The 20824-nt window shown below is 69.2% G+C and carries 16 protein-coding genes; 10 read left to right on the plus strand and 6 right to left on the minus strand.

The window, feature by feature from the left end; all coding sequences use genetic code 11:
* Window positions 1–194: 194 nt before the first annotated feature.
* The 4 genes from SJY14_RS04015 to SJY14_RS04030 all read right to left on the minus strand — a co-directional run bounded on the left by SJY14_RS04015 (window position 195) and on the right by SJY14_RS04030 (window position 4508).
* On the minus strand, window positions 195–917 hold the full coding sequence (locus tag SJY14_RS04015) for an ABC transporter ATP-binding protein (RefSeq protein WP_043595993.1): 723 nt from the start codon (window positions 915–917) through the stop codon (window positions 195–197).
* A gap of 80 nt (window positions 918–997) precedes the next feature.
* On the minus strand, window positions 998–2113 hold the full coding sequence (locus SJY14_RS04020) for an ABC transporter ATP-binding protein (RefSeq protein WP_152970409.1): 1116 nt from the start codon (window positions 2111–2113) through the stop codon (window positions 998–1000).
* 43 nt (window positions 2114–2156) lie between these two features.
* Window positions 2157–3140 (minus strand): branched-chain amino acid ABC transporter permease, encoded by a 984-nt coding sequence (locus SJY14_RS04025; protein ID WP_043595990.1) that lies wholly within the window; start codon window positions 3138–3140, stop codon window positions 2157–2159.
* Window positions 3141–3152: 12 nt separating this feature from the next.
* Window positions 3153–4508: a branched-chain amino acid ABC transporter permease gene (locus SJY14_RS04030; RefSeq protein WP_396599846.1), complete on the minus strand. Its 1356-nt coding sequence runs from the start codon at window positions 4506–4508 to the stop codon at window positions 3153–3155.
* Window positions 4509–4867: 359 nt separating this feature from the next.
* Between SJY14_RS04030 and guaB the strand changes: the two genes are divergently transcribed.
* The 8 genes from guaB (at window position 4868) to guaA (ending at window position 14878) form a co-directional block, all read left to right on the plus strand.
* Window positions 4868–6370: an IMP dehydrogenase gene (guaB, locus tag SJY14_RS04035; RefSeq protein ID WP_396599847.1), complete on the plus strand. Its 1503-nt coding sequence runs from the start codon at window positions 4868–4870 to the stop codon at window positions 6368–6370.
* 47 nt (window positions 6371–6417) lie between these two features.
* A complete protein-coding gene (locus SJY14_RS04040; RefSeq protein ID WP_054147418.1) occupies window positions 6418–7539 on the plus strand; it encodes a GuaB3 family IMP dehydrogenase-related protein in 1122 nt (373 codons plus the stop codon).
* A 61-nt stretch (window positions 7540–7600) separates the two neighbouring features.
* Window positions 7601–9460 carry a glycerol-3-phosphate dehydrogenase/oxidase gene (locus SJY14_RS04045; RefSeq protein WP_083396420.1) on the plus strand — a complete coding sequence of 620 codons (1860 nt, stop codon included), beginning with the start codon at window positions 7601–7603 and terminating at the stop codon, window positions 9458–9460.
* Between the two features lie 269 nt (window positions 9461–9729).
* Complete coding sequence (locus SJY14_RS04050) at window positions 9730–10260, plus strand: cation:proton antiporter regulatory subunit (protein ID WP_043595745.1); 531 nt, start codon at window positions 9730–9732, stop codon at window positions 10258–10260.
* Between the two features lie 4 nt (window positions 10261–10264).
* Window positions 10265–11785 carry a cation:proton antiporter gene (locus SJY14_RS04055; protein ID WP_071256272.1) on the plus strand — a complete coding sequence of 507 codons (1521 nt, stop codon included), beginning with the start codon at window positions 10265–10267 and terminating at the stop codon, window positions 11783–11785.
* Window positions 11786–11840: 55 nt separating this feature from the next.
* Window positions 11841–12692 (plus strand): SURF1 family protein, encoded by an 852-nt coding sequence (locus tag SJY14_RS04060; RefSeq protein WP_396599848.1) that lies wholly within the window; start codon window positions 11841–11843, stop codon window positions 12690–12692.
* A gap of 99 nt (window positions 12693–12791) precedes the next feature.
* The gene (locus SJY14_RS04065) at window positions 12792–13232 is read left to right on the plus strand and encodes a DUF3817 domain-containing protein (protein WP_055974930.1); all 441 of its coding nucleotides are present in this window, start codon (window positions 12792–12794) and stop codon (window positions 13230–13232) included.
* A 92-nt stretch (window positions 13233–13324) separates the two neighbouring features.
* On the plus strand, window positions 13325–14878 hold the full coding sequence (gene guaA, locus SJY14_RS04070; RefSeq protein WP_396600246.1) for a glutamine-hydrolyzing GMP synthase: 1554 nt from the start codon (window positions 13325–13327) through the stop codon (window positions 14876–14878).
* 457 nt (window positions 14879–15335) lie between these two features.
* On the opposite strand, the gene SJY14_RS04075 is transcribed toward guaA, so the two are convergent.
* A complete protein-coding gene (locus SJY14_RS04075) occupies window positions 15336–16172 on the minus strand; it encodes a Bax inhibitor-1/YccA family protein (RefSeq protein ID WP_396599849.1) in 837 nt (278 codons plus the stop codon).
* A 274-nt stretch (window positions 16173–16446) separates the two neighbouring features.
* On the opposite strand from SJY14_RS04075, the gene SJY14_RS04080 reads away from it, so the two are divergent.
* The gene (locus SJY14_RS04080; protein WP_396599850.1) at window positions 16447–17439 is read left to right on the plus strand and encodes a glycerophosphodiester phosphodiesterase family protein; all 993 of its coding nucleotides are present in this window, start codon (window positions 16447–16449) and stop codon (window positions 17437–17439) included.
* An 80-nt stretch (window positions 17440–17519) separates the two neighbouring features.
* Window positions 17520–19940 (plus strand): ATP-dependent helicase, encoded by a 2421-nt coding sequence (locus tag SJY14_RS04085; protein ID WP_396599851.1) that lies wholly within the window; start codon window positions 17520–17522, stop codon window positions 19938–19940.
* On the opposite strand, the gene SJY14_RS04090 is transcribed toward SJY14_RS04085, so the two are convergent.
* Window positions 19937–20764, minus strand: coding sequence for an FHA domain-containing protein (locus SJY14_RS04090; protein WP_177174808.1), 828 nt, complete (start codon window positions 20762–20764; stop codon window positions 19937–19939). The genes SJY14_RS04085 and SJY14_RS04090 overlap by 4 nt on opposite strands.
* Window positions 20765–20824: the final 60 nt, after the last annotated feature.

Raw genomic sequence — 20824 nt, forward strand, 5'->3', positions numbered from 1 at the left:
GCCTTGGGGCCGCGCTCCCCTCTGCACCGCGTTCCGTGCACCGCACCGCGTCGAGACCGGGTGCGCTGCACGACACGCGGTGCGCAGCCCCGGCGCCCCGCCCTGACGCCCAGCCCCGACGCCCCGCCGGGCGCACGCACGAGGCCCCGACCACGCCAGGGCGTGATCGGGGCCTCAGGGTGCCACCGGGGGCGTCAGGACGCGTCGACGTCCTTCGCGAGGGTGCCGAGGTAGAGCTCGATGACCTTGGGGTCGTCGGCCAGCTCGCGGCCGGTGCCCGAGTAGGCGTTGCGGCCCTGGTCGAGGACGTAGCCGCGGTCGCAGATCTGCAGGCAGCGGCGGGCGTTCTGTTCGACCATGATCACCGAGACGCCGGCCTTGTTGATGCGGCGGGTGCGGATGAACGTCTCGTCCTGGCGCACGGGCGACAGGCCGGCGGACGGCTCGTCGAGCAGCAGCACCTTCGGGTCCATCATCAGGGCCCGGGCCATGGCGACCGACTGGCGCTCGCCGCCCGACAGCGATCCGGCACGCTGGCCGCGACGATCGGCGAGCACCGGGAAGAGGTCGTAGATGACCTCGAGGCGCTCGGCGAACTTCTTGGGCCGCAGGAACATGCCCATCTGCAGGTTCTCCTCGATGGTGAGCGAGGGGAACACGTTGTTGGTCTGCGGGACGAAGCCGACGCCCGCCTCGACCAGCTTGTTGGCCTTGAGGTTCGTGATGTCGGTGCCGCCGAGGGTGACCGATCCCGAGTGGATCTTGACCTGGCCGAAGAGCGCCTTGAGCAGCGTCGACTTGCCGGCGCCGTTCGGGCCGATGATGCCGATCAGCTCGCCGGGGTAGCAGACGAGGTCGCACCCGTTGAGGATGTTGACGCCCGGCAGGTAGCCGGCGACGAGGTCCGTCGCGTTCATGACCGGTTCGACGCCGGCGAACTTCTCGGTGCCCGGGTGCTTGGGGGCGGTGGTGGCACCCGCGCCGTCCTGTGCCGTGCTCATCGCTTGTCTCCGCTCTGCCGTCCGTCGGACAGCTGGTCGTCGGCCGCGTTCGTGGCCTGCGGGGTCGAGGGGTCGGGGTGGCCGGGCAGGTCGCGTCCCGCGACGCCGCCGGTGGACGAGGAGGCGCTGGTCGCCTCGGCCGCGCGGGCCGCGTCCTCGCGCGCCACCTCTTCTTCGAGTTGTTCGAGCGTGGCGTCGTCGAGCAGCGAGTCGTCGCCCAGGTCGGTGTCGTGGTGCGCACCCAGGTAGGCGTCGATGACGGCCTGGTCGTCCATGACCGTGTCGGCCGGGCCCTCGGCCACGATGCGACCCTCGGCCATGACGATCACCCAGTCCGAGATGTGACGGACCATGTGCATGTCGTGCTCGACGAAGAGCACCGTGGTGCCGTCGTCACGCAGGCTCTGGATGTGCCCCAGCAGCGACTGCGTCAGCGCCGGGTTCACGCCGGCCATCGGCTCGTCGAGCATGATCATGGCCGGGTCGCTCATCAGGGCGCGGGCCATCTCGAGCAGCTTGCGCTGGCCGCCCGAGAGGCTGCCGGCGAAGTCGTCCTTCTTCTCGAGCAGCTTGAACCGGGCGAGGAGGTCCTCGGCCTTCGCCTCGATCTCTCGCTCGCGCTTGCGCCAGAGCGGCGCGACGATCGCGACGAAGAAGTTCTCGCCGGGCTGGTCCTTCGCACCGAGCAGCATGTTCTGCATCACCGTGAGCCGCGAGAGCGCCTTGGTCAGCTGGAACGTGCGTACCATGCCCGAGCGGGCGACCTTGGCGGCGCCGACGTTGCCCATGGCCTTGCCCTCGAACACCCACTTCGCGATGCCCGGGCCGCTGCGCTTGAACGCCGTGGGGGCCGACGAGGCCTTGTCGAAGCCGGTCAGCAGGTTGAAGAAGGTCGTCTTGCCGGCGCCGTTGGGGCCGATCAGTGCCGTGATGGCACCGCGCTGCACCTCGACGTGGCCGACGTCGACGGCGGTCATCCCGCCGAAGCGTCGGACGACGTTGTCGACCGTCAGGATCGGGTCCGGCTTGGCCGACCCCGGGGTCCTCTCGACCGTGGTGAGCTTCGAGCGCAGGACGCTGCGGTCGTAGTCGTAGCCCTCGCGGCGGGGCAGCGTGCTGCCGCTCGGGGCCGGTCCGTTGGTGGTGCTCGAGGTGTCAGACACTGAACGCCAACTCCTTCTTCTTTCCGAGGATGCCCTGTGGCCTGAAGATGATCAGCAGCATCAGGGCGATGCCGACGAGGATGTACGAGAACTGCTCGGCCTGCTGGCCGTTCATGATGTTCGACGGGATGAAGTCGCCGGCGAGGGTCCGCACCAGCAGGCGGGTGACGAAGAACAGGATCGCTCCGAGCACCGGGCCGAACACGGTGGCCGCGCCACCGAGCAGCAGGGCCGTCCAGATGAAGAAGGTCATCGACCGTCCCATGCTGTCCGGCTGCACCGAGCTCGGCAGGACGTAGATGATGCCGGCGAGCGACCCCATCAGCGCACCGAGCACGAGGGCCTGCATCTTGTACGAGTAGACGTTCTTGCCGAGGCTGCGCACGGCGTCCTCGTCCTCGCGGATGCCCTTCAGCACGCGGCCCCACGGGCTGCGGCTGAGCAGGAAGACCAGCAGGCTGAGCAGGGCGACGATGCTCCAGCCGGCGATGCGGATCCACCAGCCGTTGACGCCGTTGTTCTCGTAGGTGAACCACAGGATCGTCGTCTGTCCGTCGGGCAGGGGCGACAGGGCGGTGAAGGCCTCGCGGTACGAGGCCCCGGGGATGCCGTTCGAGCCACCCGTCGTGGTCGTCAGGATGCTCGACCGTCCCACGTACCGGATGATCTCGGCCGAACAGATGGTGACGATCGCCAGGTAGTCGCCCCGCAGCTTCAGCGTCGGCACGCCGAGGATGAGCGCGAAGACCAACGAGCAGAGCAGCGCGATGATGACGGCGAGCCCGAGGGGCAGACCGTTGCTGATCGAGATGGCGAAGCCGTAGGCGCCGAGCAGCAGGAACGCCGCCTGGCCCATGTTGATCAGGCCGGTGAAGCCGAAGTGGATGTTCAGGCCGATCGCGGCGATGGCGAAGGCGGCCGTCGTGGGCGCGAGGGCCTCGGCGCTCAGCGCCCGCAGGAGTTCGATGAAGTACATGGTCGTGTCCCCTTAGCCCACTCGTTCTTTTCGCCCGAAGATGCCCTGTGGTCTGAACACGAGGATCAGGATCAGGATCAGCAGCGCCGTCGCGTACTTGAAGTCGCCGGGCAACCAGATGTTGGTCAGCTCGACGATGATGCCGATGATCAGCGAGCCGACCAGGGCGCCGAAGGCCGTGCCCAGGCCGCCCAGGGTGACGGCGGCGAAGATCAGCAGCAGGATCTGTAGACCGGTCATCCAGTTGACGCCGTTGAGCACGAGGCCGAGCATCACGCCCGACAGGCCGGCCAGGCCGGCGGCCAGCGTCCAGACCAGGCGGATGATGCGGTCGACGTCGATGCCCGAGGCCGCGGCGAGGGCCGGGTTGTCCGACACGGCGCGGGTGGCGCGTCCGGTGCGGGTCTTCAGCAGGAACAGTCCCGTGCCGACCAGCACGACCACCGAGATCGCCATCGCGACGTACGACTGGACGGTCAGGGTCACGCCGAGGAAGTCCACGGTGGTCGGGTTGTCGCGGTCGATGCGCACGGTGCCGGCGCCGTAGAAGTACTGGAAGGCGTACTGCAGGGCGATCGAGAGGCCGATGGTCACGATCATCAGCTGCGTGAGGCTGAGTCGGCGTTTCCGCAGCGGTTTCCAGATCGCCAGGTCCTGCAGGTAGCCCGTGGCCGCACAGATCACCGTGCTGAGCACCGCGGCCAGGATCAGCGGCATCCCGATCGAGGTGAACGAGTAGGCCAGCAGACCGCCGAGGGTCACCTGCTCGCCGTGCGAGAAGCTGCTGAGGCCCGTCGTGCCGTAGATCAGCGACAGGCCGATGGCGGCGAGGGCGAGCAGCAGGCCGAGCCGGATGCCCGAGGCGAACTGCTGCGCGAAGCGGTCCCAGTTGAAGCTCGTCGCGGCCGCCTCGCCGCTCGTGGCGCCTTCCTCGGCGGTGAGGGCGAACAGGGCGCTCGCCGTGGCCCCGAGGTTCACGGTCACGGTGCGCTCGGCGTTGTCGGCGTTCACCAGGAACTGGCCGTCGGGCAGGGTGTCCTGGTCGACCGTGACGGTGTAGCTGCCGGCCTCGGTCACCGCGATGCTCCATCGACCGGTGTCGTCGGTGGTCGCGGTCTGCTCGTCGCCGGTCGCGTTCGTCGCGATCACGTCGACGCCCGAGGCGGGCTCCCGCTCGCTGTCGTTGATCGTGCCCTGGATGCAGCCGGTCGTCGCGTCGGTGGTGCAGGCGGCGGCCGCGGCGTGGGCGGCCATCGGGGCGAACGCCCCCATGAAGGTCGCCAGGAGCCCGAGCAGTACGGCTGAGGCCGTCACGATCAGGGACTGCCGCAGCCGTGGCCGCGACGCGATGGTCGTCGAGAGTCTCACAAAACCTCCTGGTGGGAAGCGCCCCGTCGAGATTCGGGCGGTCTCGTTCTGCTCCCGGGGCGTCGTCGTCGCTGACAGTAACTCCGCTGTGTGTCGAGCATGTTTCAGGTGCGAGACGGAGTGGAGTCGGTACAGAATCCCCCATGTCGAGCGAGAATCACGAATCTTCCGTGTGTCGGATCGGTAACGGTGCCGTTCCGTTGCGTCCCCGGGGGCCGCGCCGCGCCTCCTGGTCGTCCGCGAGGGACGCGCCCGACAGGAATGCAGGAGGCGCGGGCTGGGTTAATATCGACTACCGGACTCGACGGCGAACCGGTGCCAACCCACCCACCCTCATCTCGCTCCTTCGAAGGGGACTCATGGACCAGCCGGACCCGTTCGGATTCATCGGACTCACCTACGACGACGTCATGCTGCTTCCGGGCCGCACCGACGTCATCCCGAGCGAGACCGACACCTCGTCGCAGCTCACCAAGCGCATCCGGGTCGCGGTGCCGCTGCTCTCGGCCGCGATGGACACCGTGACCGAGTCGCGCATGGCCATCGCCATGGCGCGCCAGGGCGGCATCGGCATCATCCACCGCAACCTCTCGATCTCCGACCAGGCCGCGCACGTCGACAAGGTCAAGCGCAGCGAGTCGGGCATGATCACCAACCCCGTCACGACGACGCCCGACGCCACGGTGGCCGAGGTCGACGCGCTGTGCGGGCAGTTCCGCGTCTCGGGCCTCCCGGTCGTCGAGGGCGACGGCACGCTGGTCGGCATCATCACCAACCGCGACATGCGCTTCGTCTCGCCGTTCGAGATGTCGACGACGCTCGTCCGCGACGTCATGACGAAGGCCCCGCTGATCACCGCACCCGAGGGCGTCGACCCCGACTCGGCGATCGCCATCTTCGCGCAGCACAAGATCGAGAAGCTGCCCCTGGTCGACGAGGCCGGGCACCTGCGCGGCCTCATCACCGTCAAGGACTTCGACAAGAGCGAGAAGTACCCCGACGCCACGAAGGACGACGAGGGCCGCTTGCGGGTCGGCGCCGCGATCGGCTTCTTCGGCGACGCGTGGGAGCGCGCCGGCGCCCTGCGTGACGCGGGGGTCGACGTGCTCGTGGTCGACACCGCCAACGGCGAGAGCTCGGGCGAACTCGACATGATCCGCCGCATCAAGGCCGACCCGAGCTTCGCGCACATCGACGTGATCGGTGGCAACGTCGCCACGCGCAGCGGTGCCCAGGCGCTGATCGAGGCCGGCGCCGACGCCATCAAGGTCGGCGTGGGGCCGGGGTCCATCTGCACCACCCGCGTCGTCGCGGGCGTGGGCGTGCCCCAGGTCACGGCCGTCTACGAGGCGTCCCTCGCCGCACGCGAGGCCGGCGTCCCGGTCATCGCCGACGGCGGGCTGCAGTACTCGGGCGACATCGCCAAGGCCCTCGTGGCCGGCGCCGACACGGTCATGCTGGGCTCGTTGCTCGCCGGTTGCGACGAGAGCCCGGGCGACCTGGTCTTCGTGGGCGGCAAGCAGTTCAAGAACTACCGCGGCATGGGCTCGCTGGGAGCGATGCAGACCCGCGGCAAGAACACGTCCTACTCGAAGGACCGGTACTTCCAGGCGGACGTGCCGAGCGACGACAAGCTCATCCCCGAGGGCGTCGAGGGCCAGGTGCCCTATCGCGGCGCGCTCAACAACGTCGTGTACCAGCTCAGCGGCGGACTGCGTCAGTCGATGTTCTACGTCGGCGGGCGCACCGTGGCCGAGCTCAAGTCCAAGGGCAAGTTCGTCCGCATCACCGCGGCCGGCCTGAAAGAGAGCCACCCGCACGACCTCCAGATGGTCGTCGAGGCCCCGAACTACCGCCGGTGATGCCGCCGGGCCGGGGGCTCGACCCCCGGCTCCGGTAGGGTGGCACGGTGACTGAGGTAGAGATCGGCGTCTCCAAGCGAGCCCGCCGCGCGTACGCGTTCGACGACATCGCCATCGTTCCGAGCCGGCGTACGCGCGACCCGCGCGACGTCTCGGTCGGCTGGTCCATCGACGCGTTCCAGTTCGAGTCGCCGGTCATCGCCGCGCCCATGGACTCGGTGGTCAGCCCCGCCACGGCCATCCGCATCGGCCAGCTCGGCGGCCTCGGCGTCCTCGACCTCGAGGGCGTCTGGACGCGGTACGACGACCCCGAACAGGTCCTCGCCGAGATCCGTGAGCTCTCCGACGACGACTCGGTCGCCCGCATGCAAGAGATCTACAGCGAGCCGATCAAGCCTGAGCTCGTCCGCGACCGCCTCGCCGAGATCCGGGCAGCCGGGGTCACCGTCGCCGGTGCCCTCAGCCCGCAGCGCACCCAAGACCTGTACCAGACGGTCGTCGACGCCGGCGTCGACCTCTTCGTCATCCGGGGCACGACGGTCAGCGCCGAGCACGTCTCGAAGAGCAGCGAGCCGCTCAACCTCAAGAAGTTCATCTACGAGCTCGACGTCCCCGTCATCGTCGGCGGGGCCTCGACCTACACGGCCGCGCTGCACCTCATGCGCACCGGTGCCGCGGGCGTCCTCGTCGGGTTCGGGGGCGGCGCAGCCAGCACGACCCGCGCCTCCTTGGGCATCCACGCACCCATGGCGAGCGCCGTGGCCGACGTGGCGGGCGCACGCCGCGACTACCTCGACGAGTCGGGCGGACGCTACGTGCACGTCATCGCCGACGGGGGCCTCGGCACCTCGGGCGACCTCGTCAAGGCCATCGCCTGCGGTGCGGACGCCGTCATGCTCGGTGCCGCGCTGGCACGGGCCGACGACGTGCCCGGTGGCGGCTACCACTGGGGCGCCGAGGCGCACCACCCCGAGCTGCCCCGCGGTCGCCGCATGCAGGTCGGCACGATCGGCTCGCTCGAGAAGATCCTCTACGGCCCGGCCACGACGGTCGACGGCACGTCGAACATCATGGGTGCGCTGCGACGCTCGATGGCGACCACGGGTTACAGCGATCTCAAAGAGTTCCAGCGCGTCGAAGTGGTTGTGGCCCCCTACCAGCCTCACTAGCGTTTGATGGGGTGGTCCGGTCGAGAGACCGGGCCGACCGAATCCAACGATGGAGGCTCGCATGGCCAAGTCCGCGTCCGTTTCGCTCTCCACGAAGCTCGGCCCCGACGAACGGGCCGCAGCCGTCGAGGCGTTGAAGACGAAAGAACTCGACATCCTCGTGATCGGGGGTGGCATCGTCGGAGCGGGTTCCGCGCTCGACGCCGTGACCCGCGGGCTGAGCGTCGGCATCGTCGAGGCCCGTGACTGGGGCTCGGGAACGTCGAGTCGCTCGTCGAAGCTCGTTCACGGGGGCATCCGCTACCTCGAGCAACTGAACTTCCGTCTCGTCCGCGAGGCCCTGATCGAGCGAGGCCTGCTGCTGCAGCGTCTCGCGCCGCACCTGGTCAAGCCCGTGCGGTTCCTGTACCCGCTGAGCAAACCGGTCTACGAGCGGTTCTACATCGGCGCCGGCATGGCGCTCTACGACATCTTCAGCTGGACCGGAGGCCGCCCGCCCGGCGTTCCCCACCACCGCCACCTCAGCAAGACGCAGGTGCTGCGCGCCATCCCGAGCCTGTCCAAGGACGCGGTCGTCGGTGGCCTCACCTACTACGACGCCCAGGTCGACGACGCCCGCTACGTCTCGTCGCTGGTACGTACCGCGTCGAGCTACGGCGCCCACGCCGCGAGCCGCATCCGGGTCGAGGGCTTCGTCAAGGTCGGCGAGCGGGTCGTCGGCGTGAAGGCCCACGACTACCAGACCGGCGAGCACTTCGAGATCCGGGCCAAGCAGGTCGTCAACGCGACGGGCGTCTGGACGGACGACACGCAGGCGATGGTCGGCGAGCGGGGTCAGTTCAAGGTGCGCGCGTCGAAGGGCGTGCACCTCGTGGTCCCGCGCGACCGCATCCACTCCGACATGGGCATGATCTTCCGCACCGAGAAGAGCGTCCTCTTCGTGATCCCGTGGGGCCGCCACTGGCTCGTCGGCACGACCGACACCGACTGGGACCTCGACAAGGCCCACCCCGCGGCCACGGCGGCCGACATCGACTACATCCTCGAGCACGTCAACAAGGTCATGGCCGTGCCGCTCACCCGTGCCGACGTCGAGGGCGTCTACGCCGGTCTGCGTCCGCTGCTGGCGGGCGAGTCCGACCAGACGTCGAAGCTGTCGCGTGAGCACATCGTCGCCCACACCGTGCCCGGGCTCGTCGTCGTGGCCGGTGGCAAGTGGACCACCTACCGGGTCATGGCCGAGGACGCCATCGACGAGGCCGTCGCGGCCCTCGACGGTCGCATCCCGTCGAGCACGACCATGGAGATCCCGCTGATCGGCGCCGAGGGGTACCACGCGGCATGGAACAAACGCGGCAAGATCGCCAAGGCCTTCGGCGTGCACAAGGTGCGCATCGAGCACCTGCTCAACCGTTACGGCACGACGACGGACGAGATCCTCGACCTGATCCGCGACGACCCCTCGCTCGCCGAGCCCCTGCCCGGGGCCGACGACTACATCCGGGCCGAGGTCGTCTACGCCGCGAGCCACGAGAGCGCCCTGCACCTCGAAGACGTCCTGGCGCGCCGCACCCGCATCTCGATCGAGGCCTGGGACCGCGGCGAGTCCGCCGCTCCCGTCGCCGCCAAGCTGATGGCCGGCGTGCTCGGCTGGAGCGACGACGAAGCCGAGGCCGAGGTCGCGAACTACCTCAAGCGCGTCGCGGCCGAGCGGGCGAGCCAGCTCGAGCCCGACGACGAGTCGGCCGACCGCGTCCGCCTCGAGGCGCCCGACATCACCTTCGGCTTCGACGAGGACGACATGGTCGTCGCCGGTGCCGACCAGGGAGGCGCGCCCAAGCCGGGCGAGAAGGTCACCGAGCCCGCCGGCACGCCGGGCGACGACACCTCGGCGTCCAGCCCGGGCGGTCGCCAGGGCTGACCCCGCGGTCGCTCGCGCGACCACCTGCAGGAGGCGCGGTGCCGGTTCGTCCGGCACCGCGCCTCCTGCACAGTGGGGCTGAAGGTATCGCGAAGCGATCCGCGACCCCAGCGCCGAGGGAGCCTGCGACCGAGGGTCGGCTTCGGTCGTGCGAGTCGGGAACAACATGCTGCCGGGCGACGTTCTCCCCACCACGAGCAGCCCGGCTGCCGCGGCCGAACCCGCCGCTAGGCTGAGACGACTGCCCCCGAGTCCACTGGAGACGAACCATGGTTGACGTGCGTCGAGTCAAGCTCCCCGGCGTGGGTGTGCTGCACACCTTCATCACCGACGACGGCGGCAAGTGCGGTGTGATCACGCACCGTTCGGGTCACAGCGACCTCATCACGTTCAGCGACGACGTCGACGGCGACCACGTCAAGAAGGTCTCGCTGCGTCTCAGCGAGGACGAGGCCCACACGCTCGCCGAACTCCTCGGCGGCACGCGCATCACCGAGTCGCTGTCGGCCCTCGACCAGATCCCCGGCCTCAGCATCGACTGGTTCACGGTCGACTACGACGACCACATCGCGGGGCAGCCGCTCGGCGACCTCGGCGCCAAGGGCGTCGTCGGCCTCACCGTCGTGGCGGTCGTCCGTGGCGATGCGGCCAACCCGGCGCCGTCGGGCGACTTCAAGGTGTTCCCCGGCGACACGCTCGTCGTGGCCGGGTCGCCCGAGAAGGTCGCCAAGGCGTTCTCGTTCTACCGCACGGGCGAGCTCAAGCACCGCTCGCCGGTCGACGCGCCGCCCGGGGGCTAGGCCGATGCACCTGGGTGAAGAGCTGATCGTCCTCGGCATCCTGCTGCTGATCGCGTACGTGCTCGGCCGCGCCGGCAAGCTGATCGGCCTGCCGTCGATCCCGATCTACATGATCGTCGGCCTGCTGGCCAGCACGAACACGGGGTGGTTCCCGCTCAGCTTCGAGTCCGACAACATCGAGCTGATCGCCATCTTCGGGTTGATCCTGCTGCTGTTCAACCTCGGCCTCGAGTTCGATCAAGACGAGTTCTTCTCGAACGCCGGGCGGTTGATCGTCTCGGGTGGCAGCTACATCGCCATCAACATGGGCGTCGGCCTGATCTTCGGTTTCATGCTCGGCTGGGGCACCCGCGAGGCGCTGATCATCGCGGGCATGACGGCGACGTCGTCGAGCGCGATCGTCACCAAGCTGCTGATCGAGCTGAACCGCCTGGCCAACCGCGAGACGCCGATGATCCTCGGCGTCACGGTCGTCGAAGACATCTTCATCGCGATCTACCTCGCGATCGTCTCGGTCGTGCTCAGCGGCGAGACCGACCCCGGGCCGGTGATCCTCAAGCTCGGCATCGCCTTCGCGTTCCTCGTCGTGATGTTCAGCGTGGCCCGATGGGGCGGCCGCGTCGTGTCGAGGCTCATGCGCACCCGCGACGACGAACTCTTCACCGTGCTCTTCTTCGGCCTGGCCGTGCTCTTCGCCGGCCTCGGCGAGGTGCTCGGCGTGACCGACGCGATCGGCGCCTTCCTCATCGGGCTGATCATCGGGGCGACGAAGTTCCGCAACCGGGTCGAGCAGTTCGCCCTGCCCATGCGCGACGTCTTTGGGGCGTTCTTCTTCCTGAACTTCGGCCTCGGGCTCAACCCTGCCCTTTTCCCGAGCGTGCTCGGCCCGGTGGCCATCGCGGTGGGCATGACGGTGCTGCTCAACGTCGGCGCGGGGCAGTTCGTCGCCTGGCTGAACAAGCTGGGGCCGCAGGCGGGCATCAACACGACGGTCATCCTCGTCAACCGGGGAGAGTTCGCGCTTATCCTGGCGACGCTGTCCGCCGGCGCGGGTCTCGACGAGCGGTTGCAGCCGTTCGCCGGTCTGTACGTGTTGATCATGGCGGTGCTCGGCCCCGTGCTCGCCTCGAACAGCGAGCGCATCGGCTCGGTGCTGCTGCGGTCGCGCAAGAAGGCCGAGCGCGCCGAAGCCGAGGCTCGTCGCCTCGAACGCGAGGCACGCAGCGGTGACGAGATCGCCCTGATGGAGGCCGCGCTCGCCGGTGACGACCTCGAGCAGACCGAGGTCACCGAAGACGACGACGAGCGCGAGACCGAGCGGGTCCGGGCCGTGGCGGCACGAGCCGCCGCAGGGCGGGACGCCGCGGGCCGTCGCGGTGCCGAGGGCGACGACGTCGACGGCACTGACGACGACGACCTGGACGACCTCGACGCGATGGACGCCGACGAGGCCCGGATCTGGGCCGAGCAGGCCGGCCAGCAGAGCGACCAGCGGGCCACGCGCCGTCGCGACCCCGAGTACTGACCCGCGCCCTACCGTCCCAGCGGGTTCGTGGGCGACGGGAGGTACGATCGCCTCCGTGACCCAGACCGAGCAGCGCCCCGCCCTCCTCGGCGTCGACGGCGAGCCGCTGCCCGCGACCATGTGGCACGTCGCCCGCCGGCCCCGGTGGATCGCGCTGCTGGGCCTCGCCTTGGTCGTGGCGGGCATCTTCGCCTGGCTCGGTCACTGGCAGATCGAGCGCAGCGTCGAGAGCGTGCAGGTCGTCAACCCCGAGACCGAGACCAGCAAGGTGTTGTCGTCCGTCGCCACCCCGCAGACGCCCTTCGCCGACTCGCTCGGCGCCCAGCGCGTGTCCGTCACCGGCGAGTTCGACCCCGACGACTTCGCCGTCATCGGTGACCGCGTCAACGGCGGCGAGACCGGCTACTGGCTGATCGGCCGCTTCGTCGACGCCGCCAACGGCGCCTCGCTGCCCGTGGGGCTCGGCTGGTCCGCGACCCGCGAGGGTGCCGAGGCCGCCGAGCCGTCCGTGGCCGCGACCTCGACCGTCACGGTCGAGGGCCGCTACTTCCCGTCCGAGTCGCCGACCGAGAGCGACTTCGAGAGCGGAGCGCAGACCGTCGTCTCGGTGGCCGCCCTGATCAACGAGTGGCCCGGCTTCGACGGCCAGGTCTACGGCGGCTACGTCGTCTCCGACGTCGCGCCCGCCTCGCTGAGCGAGATCGATTCCGCTCCGCCGGCCTCCGACGTGCAGTTCAACTGGCTCAACGTCTTCTACGCGATCGAGTGGGTCGTCTTCGCCGGCTTCGCCGTGTTCCTCTGGTTCCGGCTCGTCCGCGACGCGTTCGAGCGCGAGCACGAAGAAGCCGAGGAGGCGCGGGCCGAGGCGGACGCGCGCGGCGCGACCCAGCCGACCCGCGCCTCCTGACCCCTCGCGTCTCGGCCCCGGCCGGGCGGAGGGTCGGCCTCGTTCGACGTCGACAGGTGCCGTCCTGGCGCATCGACGGGCGCGGCTAGAATCGTGCCCATGCCTCTGAAGCCCCGGCAACGCGACATCCCGAAGATCCCGGGTGCCGTCAGGTTCTACAAGATCTCGGCGTACGTCACCGGCGTGATGCTGCTGCTGCTCATCTTCGAGATGGTGTTCAAGTACACGCCGCTTCAGCTCGAGATGCAGCTCGGCGGTCAGGGCGGGTTCCTCGTTCCGGTCGACTCGACCACCGGCTTCAACCTCTCGACGGCCATCCTCATCGCCCACGGCTGGCTCTACGTCGTCTACCTCTTCGCCGACTTCCGCCTCTGGAGCCTCATGAGGTGGCCGTTCTCGCGGTTCTTCCTCATCGCCCTCGGCGGTGTCGTGCCCCTGCTCTCGTTCTTCGTCGAGAGCCACATGACCAAGCTCGCGACGCGGCAGTACGAAGCCCTGACCGCCGAGACCACCCCCACGACCGAGGGAGCCCCCGCGTGACCGACGCACCCGAGACCGCCGAGGCGTCGGCGACGACCGCCGCCACGGCCCCCGCACCGGCCGAGCGTGCGCCCGAGACCGCCCAGAGCCCTGTGCTCGTGGTCGACTTCGGCGCCCAGTACGCGCAGTTGATCGCCCGCCGCGTGCGCGAGGCCAACGTCTACAGCGAGATCGTGCCGCACACGATCACCGCGGCCGAGATCGCCGAGAAGAACCCCGTGGGCATCGTGCTCAGCGGCGGGCCGTCGAGCGTCTACGAAGAGGGTGCGCCGAGCATCGACGCGGGCATCTTCGACCTCGACATCCCCGTGTTGGGCATCTGCTACGGCTTCCAGGCGATGGCCAAGGCGCTGGGCGGCGAGGTCTCGCAGACCGGCCAGCGCGAGTACGGCGCCACCGACGTCACGCTCGCCGAGGGTGACAGCACGCTGTTGTCGGGCCAGCCGACCTCGCAGACGACGTGGATGAGCCACGGCGACTCGGTGTCGAAGGCCCCCGCGGGCTTCGACGTCCTGGCCTCGAGCGCCTCGACCCCCGTCGCCGCCTTCTCGAGCGACGCCCGCAAGCTCTACGGCGTGCAGTGGCACCCCGAGGTCAAGCACTCGTCGTACGGCCAGGCCGTGCTCGAGAACTTTCTGCACCGTGCCGCCGGCATCCCCGCCGACTGGAACAGCGGCAACGTCATCGCCGAGCAGGTCGCCCGCATCCGCGAGCAGGTCGGTGACGCGCGCGTCATCTGCGGCTTGTCGGGTGGCGTCGACTCGGCCGTCGCCGCCGCGATCGTGCACGAGGCCGTCGGCGACCAGCTGATCTGCGTCTTCGTCGACCACGGTCTGCTGCGGGCCGACGAGCGTCGCCAGGTCGAAGAGGACTACGTCGCCTCCACCGGTGTGCGGCTCGTCACGATCGACGCCGAGCAGCAGTTCCTCGACGCCCTCGCCGGGGTGACCGACCCCGAGCAGAAGCGCAAGATCATCGGCCGCGAGTTCATCCGCAGCTTCGAGGCCGCCGCCGAGGCACTCGTGCTCGAGGCCGCGGCCGAGGGCGACTCGGCCGTGAAGTTCCTCGTGCAGGGCACGCTCTACCCCGACGTCGTCGAGAGCGGTGGCGGCACGGGCACGGCGAACATCAAGAGCCACCACAACGTGGGCGGGCTGCCCGAAGACCTGCAGTTCGAGCTCGTCGAGCCGCTGCGCACCCTGTTCAAGGACGAGGTCCGTGCCATCGGCCGCGAGCTCGGTCTGCCCGAGGTCATCGTCGGTCGCCAGCCGTTCCCCGGCCCCGGGCTCGGCATCCGCATCGTCGGCGAGGTCACGCACGAGCGTCTCGAGCTGCTCCGTGCGGCCGACGCGATCGCGCGTGCCGAGCTGACCGCGGCCGGCCTGGACGACGAGATCTGGCAGTGCCCCGTGGTGCTGCTCGCCGACGTCCGATCGGTGGGTGTGCAGGGCGACGGCCGCACGTACGGACACCCGATCGTGCTGCGTCCGGTGTCGTCGGAGGACGCCATGACGGCCGACTGGACGCGTTTGCCTTACGACGTGCTGGCCCGTATCTCGAACCGCATCACGAACGAGGTCGACGGCGTCAACCGAGTCGTGCTCGACGTCACCTCGAAGCCCCCGGGAACGATCGAATGGGAGTGACGCGAAGCGTCACTCTGGCGGCGCTCTGCGCCGTCAGTGCCCACCAGTAGCCGCCGAGGTGGAGTGAGGCTGACGTCTCGCGAAGCGCAGTGACCGGGCCGTTTTCGGCGCGGAGCGCCGAGGCCTGATCCTTCCGGGGGAGCCTGCGACCCCGGTGCCCACCAGTAGCCGCGAACGTGGAGTGAGGGAGACCTCTCGCGAAGCGCAGTGACGCGAAGCCCCCTCCGGCAGACATCTGCCCGAGGGGGCTTTTGCTATGTCCGAGGGGGGAACGGTGTTCCTGGATCTCTCCGTCGTCCCGGGCCAGGACACTAACGAGTGGGCAGAACATGCTCCTCATCCGCCCGTGAATAGCAACTTCTACCCACTCGACCATCGCCCCCCGGCACACAGAAGCGGGGCCCGTCCCTCTCGGAACGAGCCCCGCTTCGGGGTGGTGCTGGTGACGCCCTGGTGTTTAGTCGCTGCCCCGCAGGATGGCGAGCATGCGCAGGATCTCGACGTAGAGCCAGATGACGGTCATGACGATGCCGAAGGCGGCCGACCAGGCGTAGATGCGGGGTGCGCCGCGCTCGACGCCGGTCTTGACCTGGTCGAAGTCGAGGACGAGCGAGTACGCCGCCATGAGGACGACCAGGATGCCCAGGAAGAATCCGAGCGGGATGCCGGCGATCTCGAACGACCCGCGCAGACCCCACGGGTTGCTGTTGGCGCCGAAGGCCATCAGGCCGAGGTTGAGCAGCGAGAAGACGGCGTAGCCGACCATGCCGATCAGGAAGATCTTGGTGGCCTTGGCCGAGGCGCGCACCTTGCCGCTCTTGAAGAGCAGCAGGGTGACGACGAAGACGGCCGCGGTGCCGAGCAGCGCCTGGGTGACGATGCCGTCGAACTGGGCCTCGAAGATGGCCGAGATGCCACCGACGAACAGACCCTGTGCCGCCGAGTAGGCGAGCACGAGGCCGGGGGACGGCTTCTTCTTGAAGATGTTCACGAGCGCCAGCACGAAGCCGGCGATGGCGCCCACGAAGGCGAGAGCCGGGACGAACCAACCCACGGCGGCGAAGACGAGGACGACACCGAATGCCAGCAGCGTCTTCGAGATCGTGTCTTCGTAGGTCATGCGGTCGGTCTGCGTGGGACCGGCGGCCGGCTGCGAGTAGAGCTGCTGCAGCTGTTCGGCGGTCATGCCGTTGTACTCGACCGGCTGGGCTGCGCCCTGCTGCTGACGGATGACGGGCCCGCCGTTCTTCGAGAAGGCCGGCGACTGACTGAAGCCGGGATTCGAGAATGCCAAGGGGTTCCTCTTCTGATCGCTAGGGATGTGTGGACCGCCCACGTAGGTTCACGAAGGCGTTTCCGTACAGATGAGGCTAACGCCTGTCGTGCAACGAATGGCTGAAGATCTGCCTGATGAGAGCCGCATTCTCGCAGGGCGAACGTGCGTGCCGTGCATCTTTTGCGTCTGCGGTGGGTGAGACGCCTCGTCCCCAGGGGCCGCGCCTCCTCGTCTCTCCACAGGCGGTCGGGCGGCTCGGGCCGTGCACGGGGACGCCGGTTAGCGTGGCCGGGTGTCCACCTCGCCTCTCGTCATCGCCCACCGCGGCGCCAGCGGTCACCGACCCGAGCACGGCGAAGACGCCTACCGTCTCGCGATCGAGCTCGGGGCCGATGCCATCGAGCCCGACCTGGTCGCGTCGCGCGACGGTGTGCTCGTCCTGCGGCACGAGAACGAGATCTCGGGCACGACCGACGTCGCAGAGCACGACGAGTTCCGGCACCGACGCACGACCAAGACCATCGACGGCACGAAAGTCACGGGCTGGTTCACCGAGGACTTCACCTGGGACGAGCTCAGCACGCTGCGCATCCGCGAACGGCTGCCCGAGCTGCGGCCCGAGAGCGCCGCGCACGACGGCGAGGGGCGCATCCAGCGGCTGGGCGACCTGCTCGACCTGCTCGACGCCGCCGATCGCCCGGTCGGCCTCGTCGCCGAGGTCAAGCATGCGACCTACTTCGACTCCATCGGCCTGCCGCTCGGCGAGCTGCTCGCCGACGAGCTGCGGCAGCGGCGATGGGTCGACGACCCGCGGCTGACCATCGAGTCGTTCGAGCAGACCGTGCTCGGTCGGCTCGCCGACCAGCGACTCGGGGCCCGGCTCGTCTACCTGCTCGAGAAGGCCGGCGTCGCGGCCGACCTGGTCGCGTCGGGGCGGACGTCGGTGGGCTACCGCGACCAGCTGCACGCCGAGTCGCTCGAGTCGTTCGTCGACGCGGGGCTGCACGGCGTCAGCCTCGACAAGCAGACGCTCGTCGACGCCCGGGGGGTGACCGACGGCCGGGTCGTCGACCGGGCGCACGCGGCCGGCCTCGACGTCTTCACCTGGACGCTCCGCGCCGAGAACGCGTTCCTGGCCAAGGCCAACCGCGGCCCCGGCGGCAAGGCGGCCTTCGGCGACTGGCGCGCCGAGTACACCTCGCTTATGGCGCTCGGCGTCGACGGAGTCTTCGCCGACCAACCCGAGCTCGCCGAGGAGGCGCGGGTCGCCTTCGTGTCCCGCTGACCTCGCTCGACGTCGCTCGCGACCGTGGTCGCCCCGCACCCTCTCGCCATGTCGGTGGTCGCGCTTAGACTCGACGGGCCATGACGATCGTGCTCGAGCCCTCTGACGCTGCCGGCGGTTCCGGCGACCCTCTGACCGCCGGTCTGAACCCCCAGCAGAAAGAGGCGGTCGAGTACCGCGGGCAGTCGCTGCTGATCGTGGCCGGTGCCGGCTCGGGCAAGACCAGCGTCCTCACCCGCCGCATCGCCGGGCTCTTGGCGACGCGCGAGGCATGGCCCAGCCAGATACTCGCCATCACGTTCACCAACAAGGCCGCGGCCGAGATGCGCGAGCGGGTGGCGCACCTCGTCGGCCAGGCCGGCGAGGGCATGTGGATCAGCACGTTCCACTCGGCGTGCGTGCGCATCCTGCGGCGCGAGGCCGAGCAGTTCGGCTTCACCAAGAGCTTCACGATCTACGACTCGGCCGACTCGCGTGCGCTGCTCAAGCGCATCCTGAAAGAGCTCGACGCCGACCAGCTCGGCCTCACCGTCAGCATGGCGTCGGGCAAGATCTCCAAGCTCAAGAACGAGCTCAGCGACGTCGAGTCGTACTCGCGCCAGATCAACATGAACGACCCGCAGGAGGTCATGTTCCTCGAGATCTTCCGGCAGTACACCCGCGAGCTGCAGCGGGCGAACGCCTTCGACTTCGACGACCTCATCGCGCAGACCGTCTACCTGTTCCGCGCCTTCCCGCACGTGGCGGCGCAGTACCAGCGGCGGTTCCGGCACATCCTGGTCGACGAGTACCAAGACACCAACCACGCGCAGTACTCGCTCATCCGCGAGCTGACCCGCCCGGTGCAGGCCGACCTCGTCGACGAGCTCGAGCGCGGCGGCCAGTTCGTCCAGTCGATGCGCGACGGCAGCGGCGGCATCCCCGGGGCGTCGCTCACCGTGGTGGGTGACTCCGACCAGTCGATCTACGCGTTCCGCGGCGCCGACATCCGCAACATCGTCGAGTTCGAGCGCGACTTCCCGAATTCGAAGGTCATCCTGCTCGAGCAGAACTACCGCTCGACGCAGAACATCCTCGACGCCGCCAACGCGGTCATCTCGAACAACTTCGATCGTCAGGCCAAGAACCTCTTCACCACGGTCGGCGCCGGCAGCAAGATCGTCGGGTTCACCGGCTACACCGGTCACGACGAGGCCCAGTTCGTCGCGGACGAGATCGCGGCCCTGCACGAGTCCGGCACCGACTACAAAGACATGGCCGTCTTCTACCGCACCAACTCGCAGACGCGTGCGCTCGAAGAGATCTTCATCCGCTCGGCGATCCCGTACCGCGTGCTCGGCGGCACGAAGTTCTACGAGCGTGCCGAGATCAAGGACGCCATGGCGTACCTGATCACCGTCGCCAACCCGGCCGACCCGCTCGCCCTACGGCGCATCATGAACGTCCCCAAACGCGGCATCGGTCCGGCGACCGAGACCGCGATGCAGCGCTGGGCCGACACCAACGAGGCACCGCTGCGTGACGCGATGCGCAACGCCGACCAGCTCGGTCTCGGGCCGAAGGTCACCGGCGCGATCACCGGTCTGGCGAAACTGCTCGACGACGTGCAGGCCACGGCGGCGACCGCGCCCGTCCACGAGATCCTGTCCGCCCTGATCGCGGGCAGCGGCCTGGTCGAGGTGTTGCGGGCGTCGCGTGACCCGCAAGACGAGGCCCGCGCCGAGAACATCGACGAGCTCGTCGCCGTGACCAAAGAGTTCCAGAAGAACAACCCCGACGGCACACTGCTCGACTTCCTCACCGAGGTCACGTTGGTCGCTGCTGCCGACGATCTCGACGACACGAGCGGCACCGTCTCGCTGATGACGCTGCACACCGCCAAGGGGCTCGAGTACGAGGCGGTGTTCCTCACCGGTGTCGAAGAAGACCTGTTGCCGCACCGCATGTCGGCGAACGAGCCCGGCGGTCCGTCCGAAGAGCGACGACTGTTCTACGTCGGCATCACGCGTGCGCGACAGCGGCTGTTCCTGTCCCTCGCGATGACGCGGGCGCAGTTCGGCGAGGTCAACGTGGCGATGCCGTCGCGGTACCTGCAAGAGATCCCCGTCGAGCTCATCGACTGGAAGCAGTCGCCGGGCATGGCCACCAGCCGCGGGGGCACGCAGCCGCGGGCGCTCAACGCCCGTCGCGAGGGTGGCGACGGCAACCGCGGTGCGACGCCCCGGGCGTCGGGCGGCTACGGCTCGGGCAGCTACGACCGGGCCACGGCGGCGGCGAAGACGAAGCCGAAGACCGAGTGGGCCAACCGGGTCACGGGCACCGTGCGCGACAACGGCGACATGGAGCTCGAGGCAGGCGACCGCATCTCGCACGTCGACTTCGGCGAGGGTCGCGTCATGGCCGTCACCGGCATCGGCGCCCGCCGCATCGCCGAGGTGCTCTTCGACGGCGCCGGTCGCAAGAAGCTACTGATCAAGGTCGCGCCGATCGAGAACATCTAGCGCCCTTCCGCGTTCTCGCAAGAGTTCCCGTCTCGTGGCCTGGAAGGCAGCAGGGCGTGGGTCGTGTCGCTCTCGGGTCGGTGCCGGACAACCGTCACGCTGTGGTCGCCGATCGACAGCAGCGATCCGACCCGTGCGCGGGTCGGGGTGTGTGCGTCGAGTTCGGTGGCCTCGCCGGTGGTCGACACGAGGGTGGTGCCGTTGCCCGAACCGAGGTCGGTGACCCAGACGGCCGCGTCGACGCCGATCGCGATCGAGACGTGGTGGCGGGACAGCGATCGGCCGACGTCGTCGAGCGCCACGACATCGGCGTCGGTCGGTGGCGGCAGGGGGCGGTCGGTTCGGCGCCCGACCACGATCGCGCGTCGTGTGACGGGAACGACGCTCTCGTCCGGGAGGCGAAGGCCGTAGTGCCGAGGGCGCAGCGTCGTCGCCTCGAGATCGGGAACGGTTGCTACCGCGTCACCGCCGACCGGCTGATCGGGGGCTGACTGCCTCGGGGTGCTGACTGGCAATGGCGGCGCCTGAGGGATCGGGGCAGCGAGGGGCGCGAAGGCTGCGTCCGCGGACGGTGCCGTGCTCTCGGGGCTGACGGGGGCGAGCTGCGCCGGCCCGCTTCGGTGGTCCTCGACGACGAACCCCGAGGAGGCGCGGGCCGGCGGGGGAGGGGACGTCACGATCGGCGCGGGCGGCCGGAGGGGCAGCGTGGTGATGCGCGAGAGCAGCCCTGCGGCGCGTTGCTCACGAATCGTCTCGGCGGTGATCACCGGAGGCGGCGTCGGGTGTTGCTCGCGCCTCCTGGGCTTGTCCTTCTTGCGACGCATGTCGACTCCGATCTGTGGAGAACCGTTACGCAAACTATCAGGCATGACATATTGGTCAGG

The sequence above is a fragment of the Frigoribacterium sp. R86507 genome (assembly GCF_044597695.1).
Taxonomy (GTDB): domain Bacteria; phylum Actinomycetota; class Actinomycetes; order Actinomycetales; family Microbacteriaceae; genus Frigoribacterium.

Bases quoted from the DNA above. Each gene is read 5' to 3' on its own strand.
- SJY14_RS04045 (WP_083396420.1), top strand. From the start codon at position 7,601: ATGGCCAAGTCCGCGTCCGTTTCGCTCTCCACGAAGCTCGGCCCCGAC.
- SJY14_RS04050 (WP_043595745.1), top strand. From the start codon at position 9,730: ATGGTTGACGTGCGTCGAGTCAAGCTCCCCGGCGTGGGTGTGCTGCAC.
- SJY14_RS04090 (WP_177174808.1), bottom strand. From the start codon at position 20,764: ATGCGTCGCAAGAAGGACAAGCCCAGGAGGCGCGAGCAACACCCGACG.
- SJY14_RS04065 (WP_055974930.1), top strand. From the start codon at position 12,792: ATGCCTCTGAAGCCCCGGCAACGCGACATCCCGAAGATCCCGGGTGCC.
- SJY14_RS04055 (WP_071256272.1), top strand. From the start codon at position 10,265: ATGCACCTGGGTGAAGAGCTGATCGTCCTCGGCATCCTGCTGCTGATC.
- SJY14_RS04025 (WP_043595990.1), bottom strand. From the start codon at position 3,140: ATGTACTTCATCGAACTCCTGCGGGCGCTGAGCGCCGAGGCCCTCGCG.
- SJY14_RS04085 (WP_396599851.1), top strand. From the start codon at position 17,520: ATGACGATCGTGCTCGAGCCCTCTGACGCTGCCGGCGGTTCCGGCGAC.
- guaB (WP_396599847.1), top strand. From the start codon at position 4,868: ATGGACCAGCCGGACCCGTTCGGATTCATCGGACTCACCTACGACGAC.
- SJY14_RS04015 (WP_043595993.1), bottom strand. From the start codon at position 917: ATGAACGCGACGGACCTCGTCGCCGGCTACCTGCCGGGCGTCAACATC.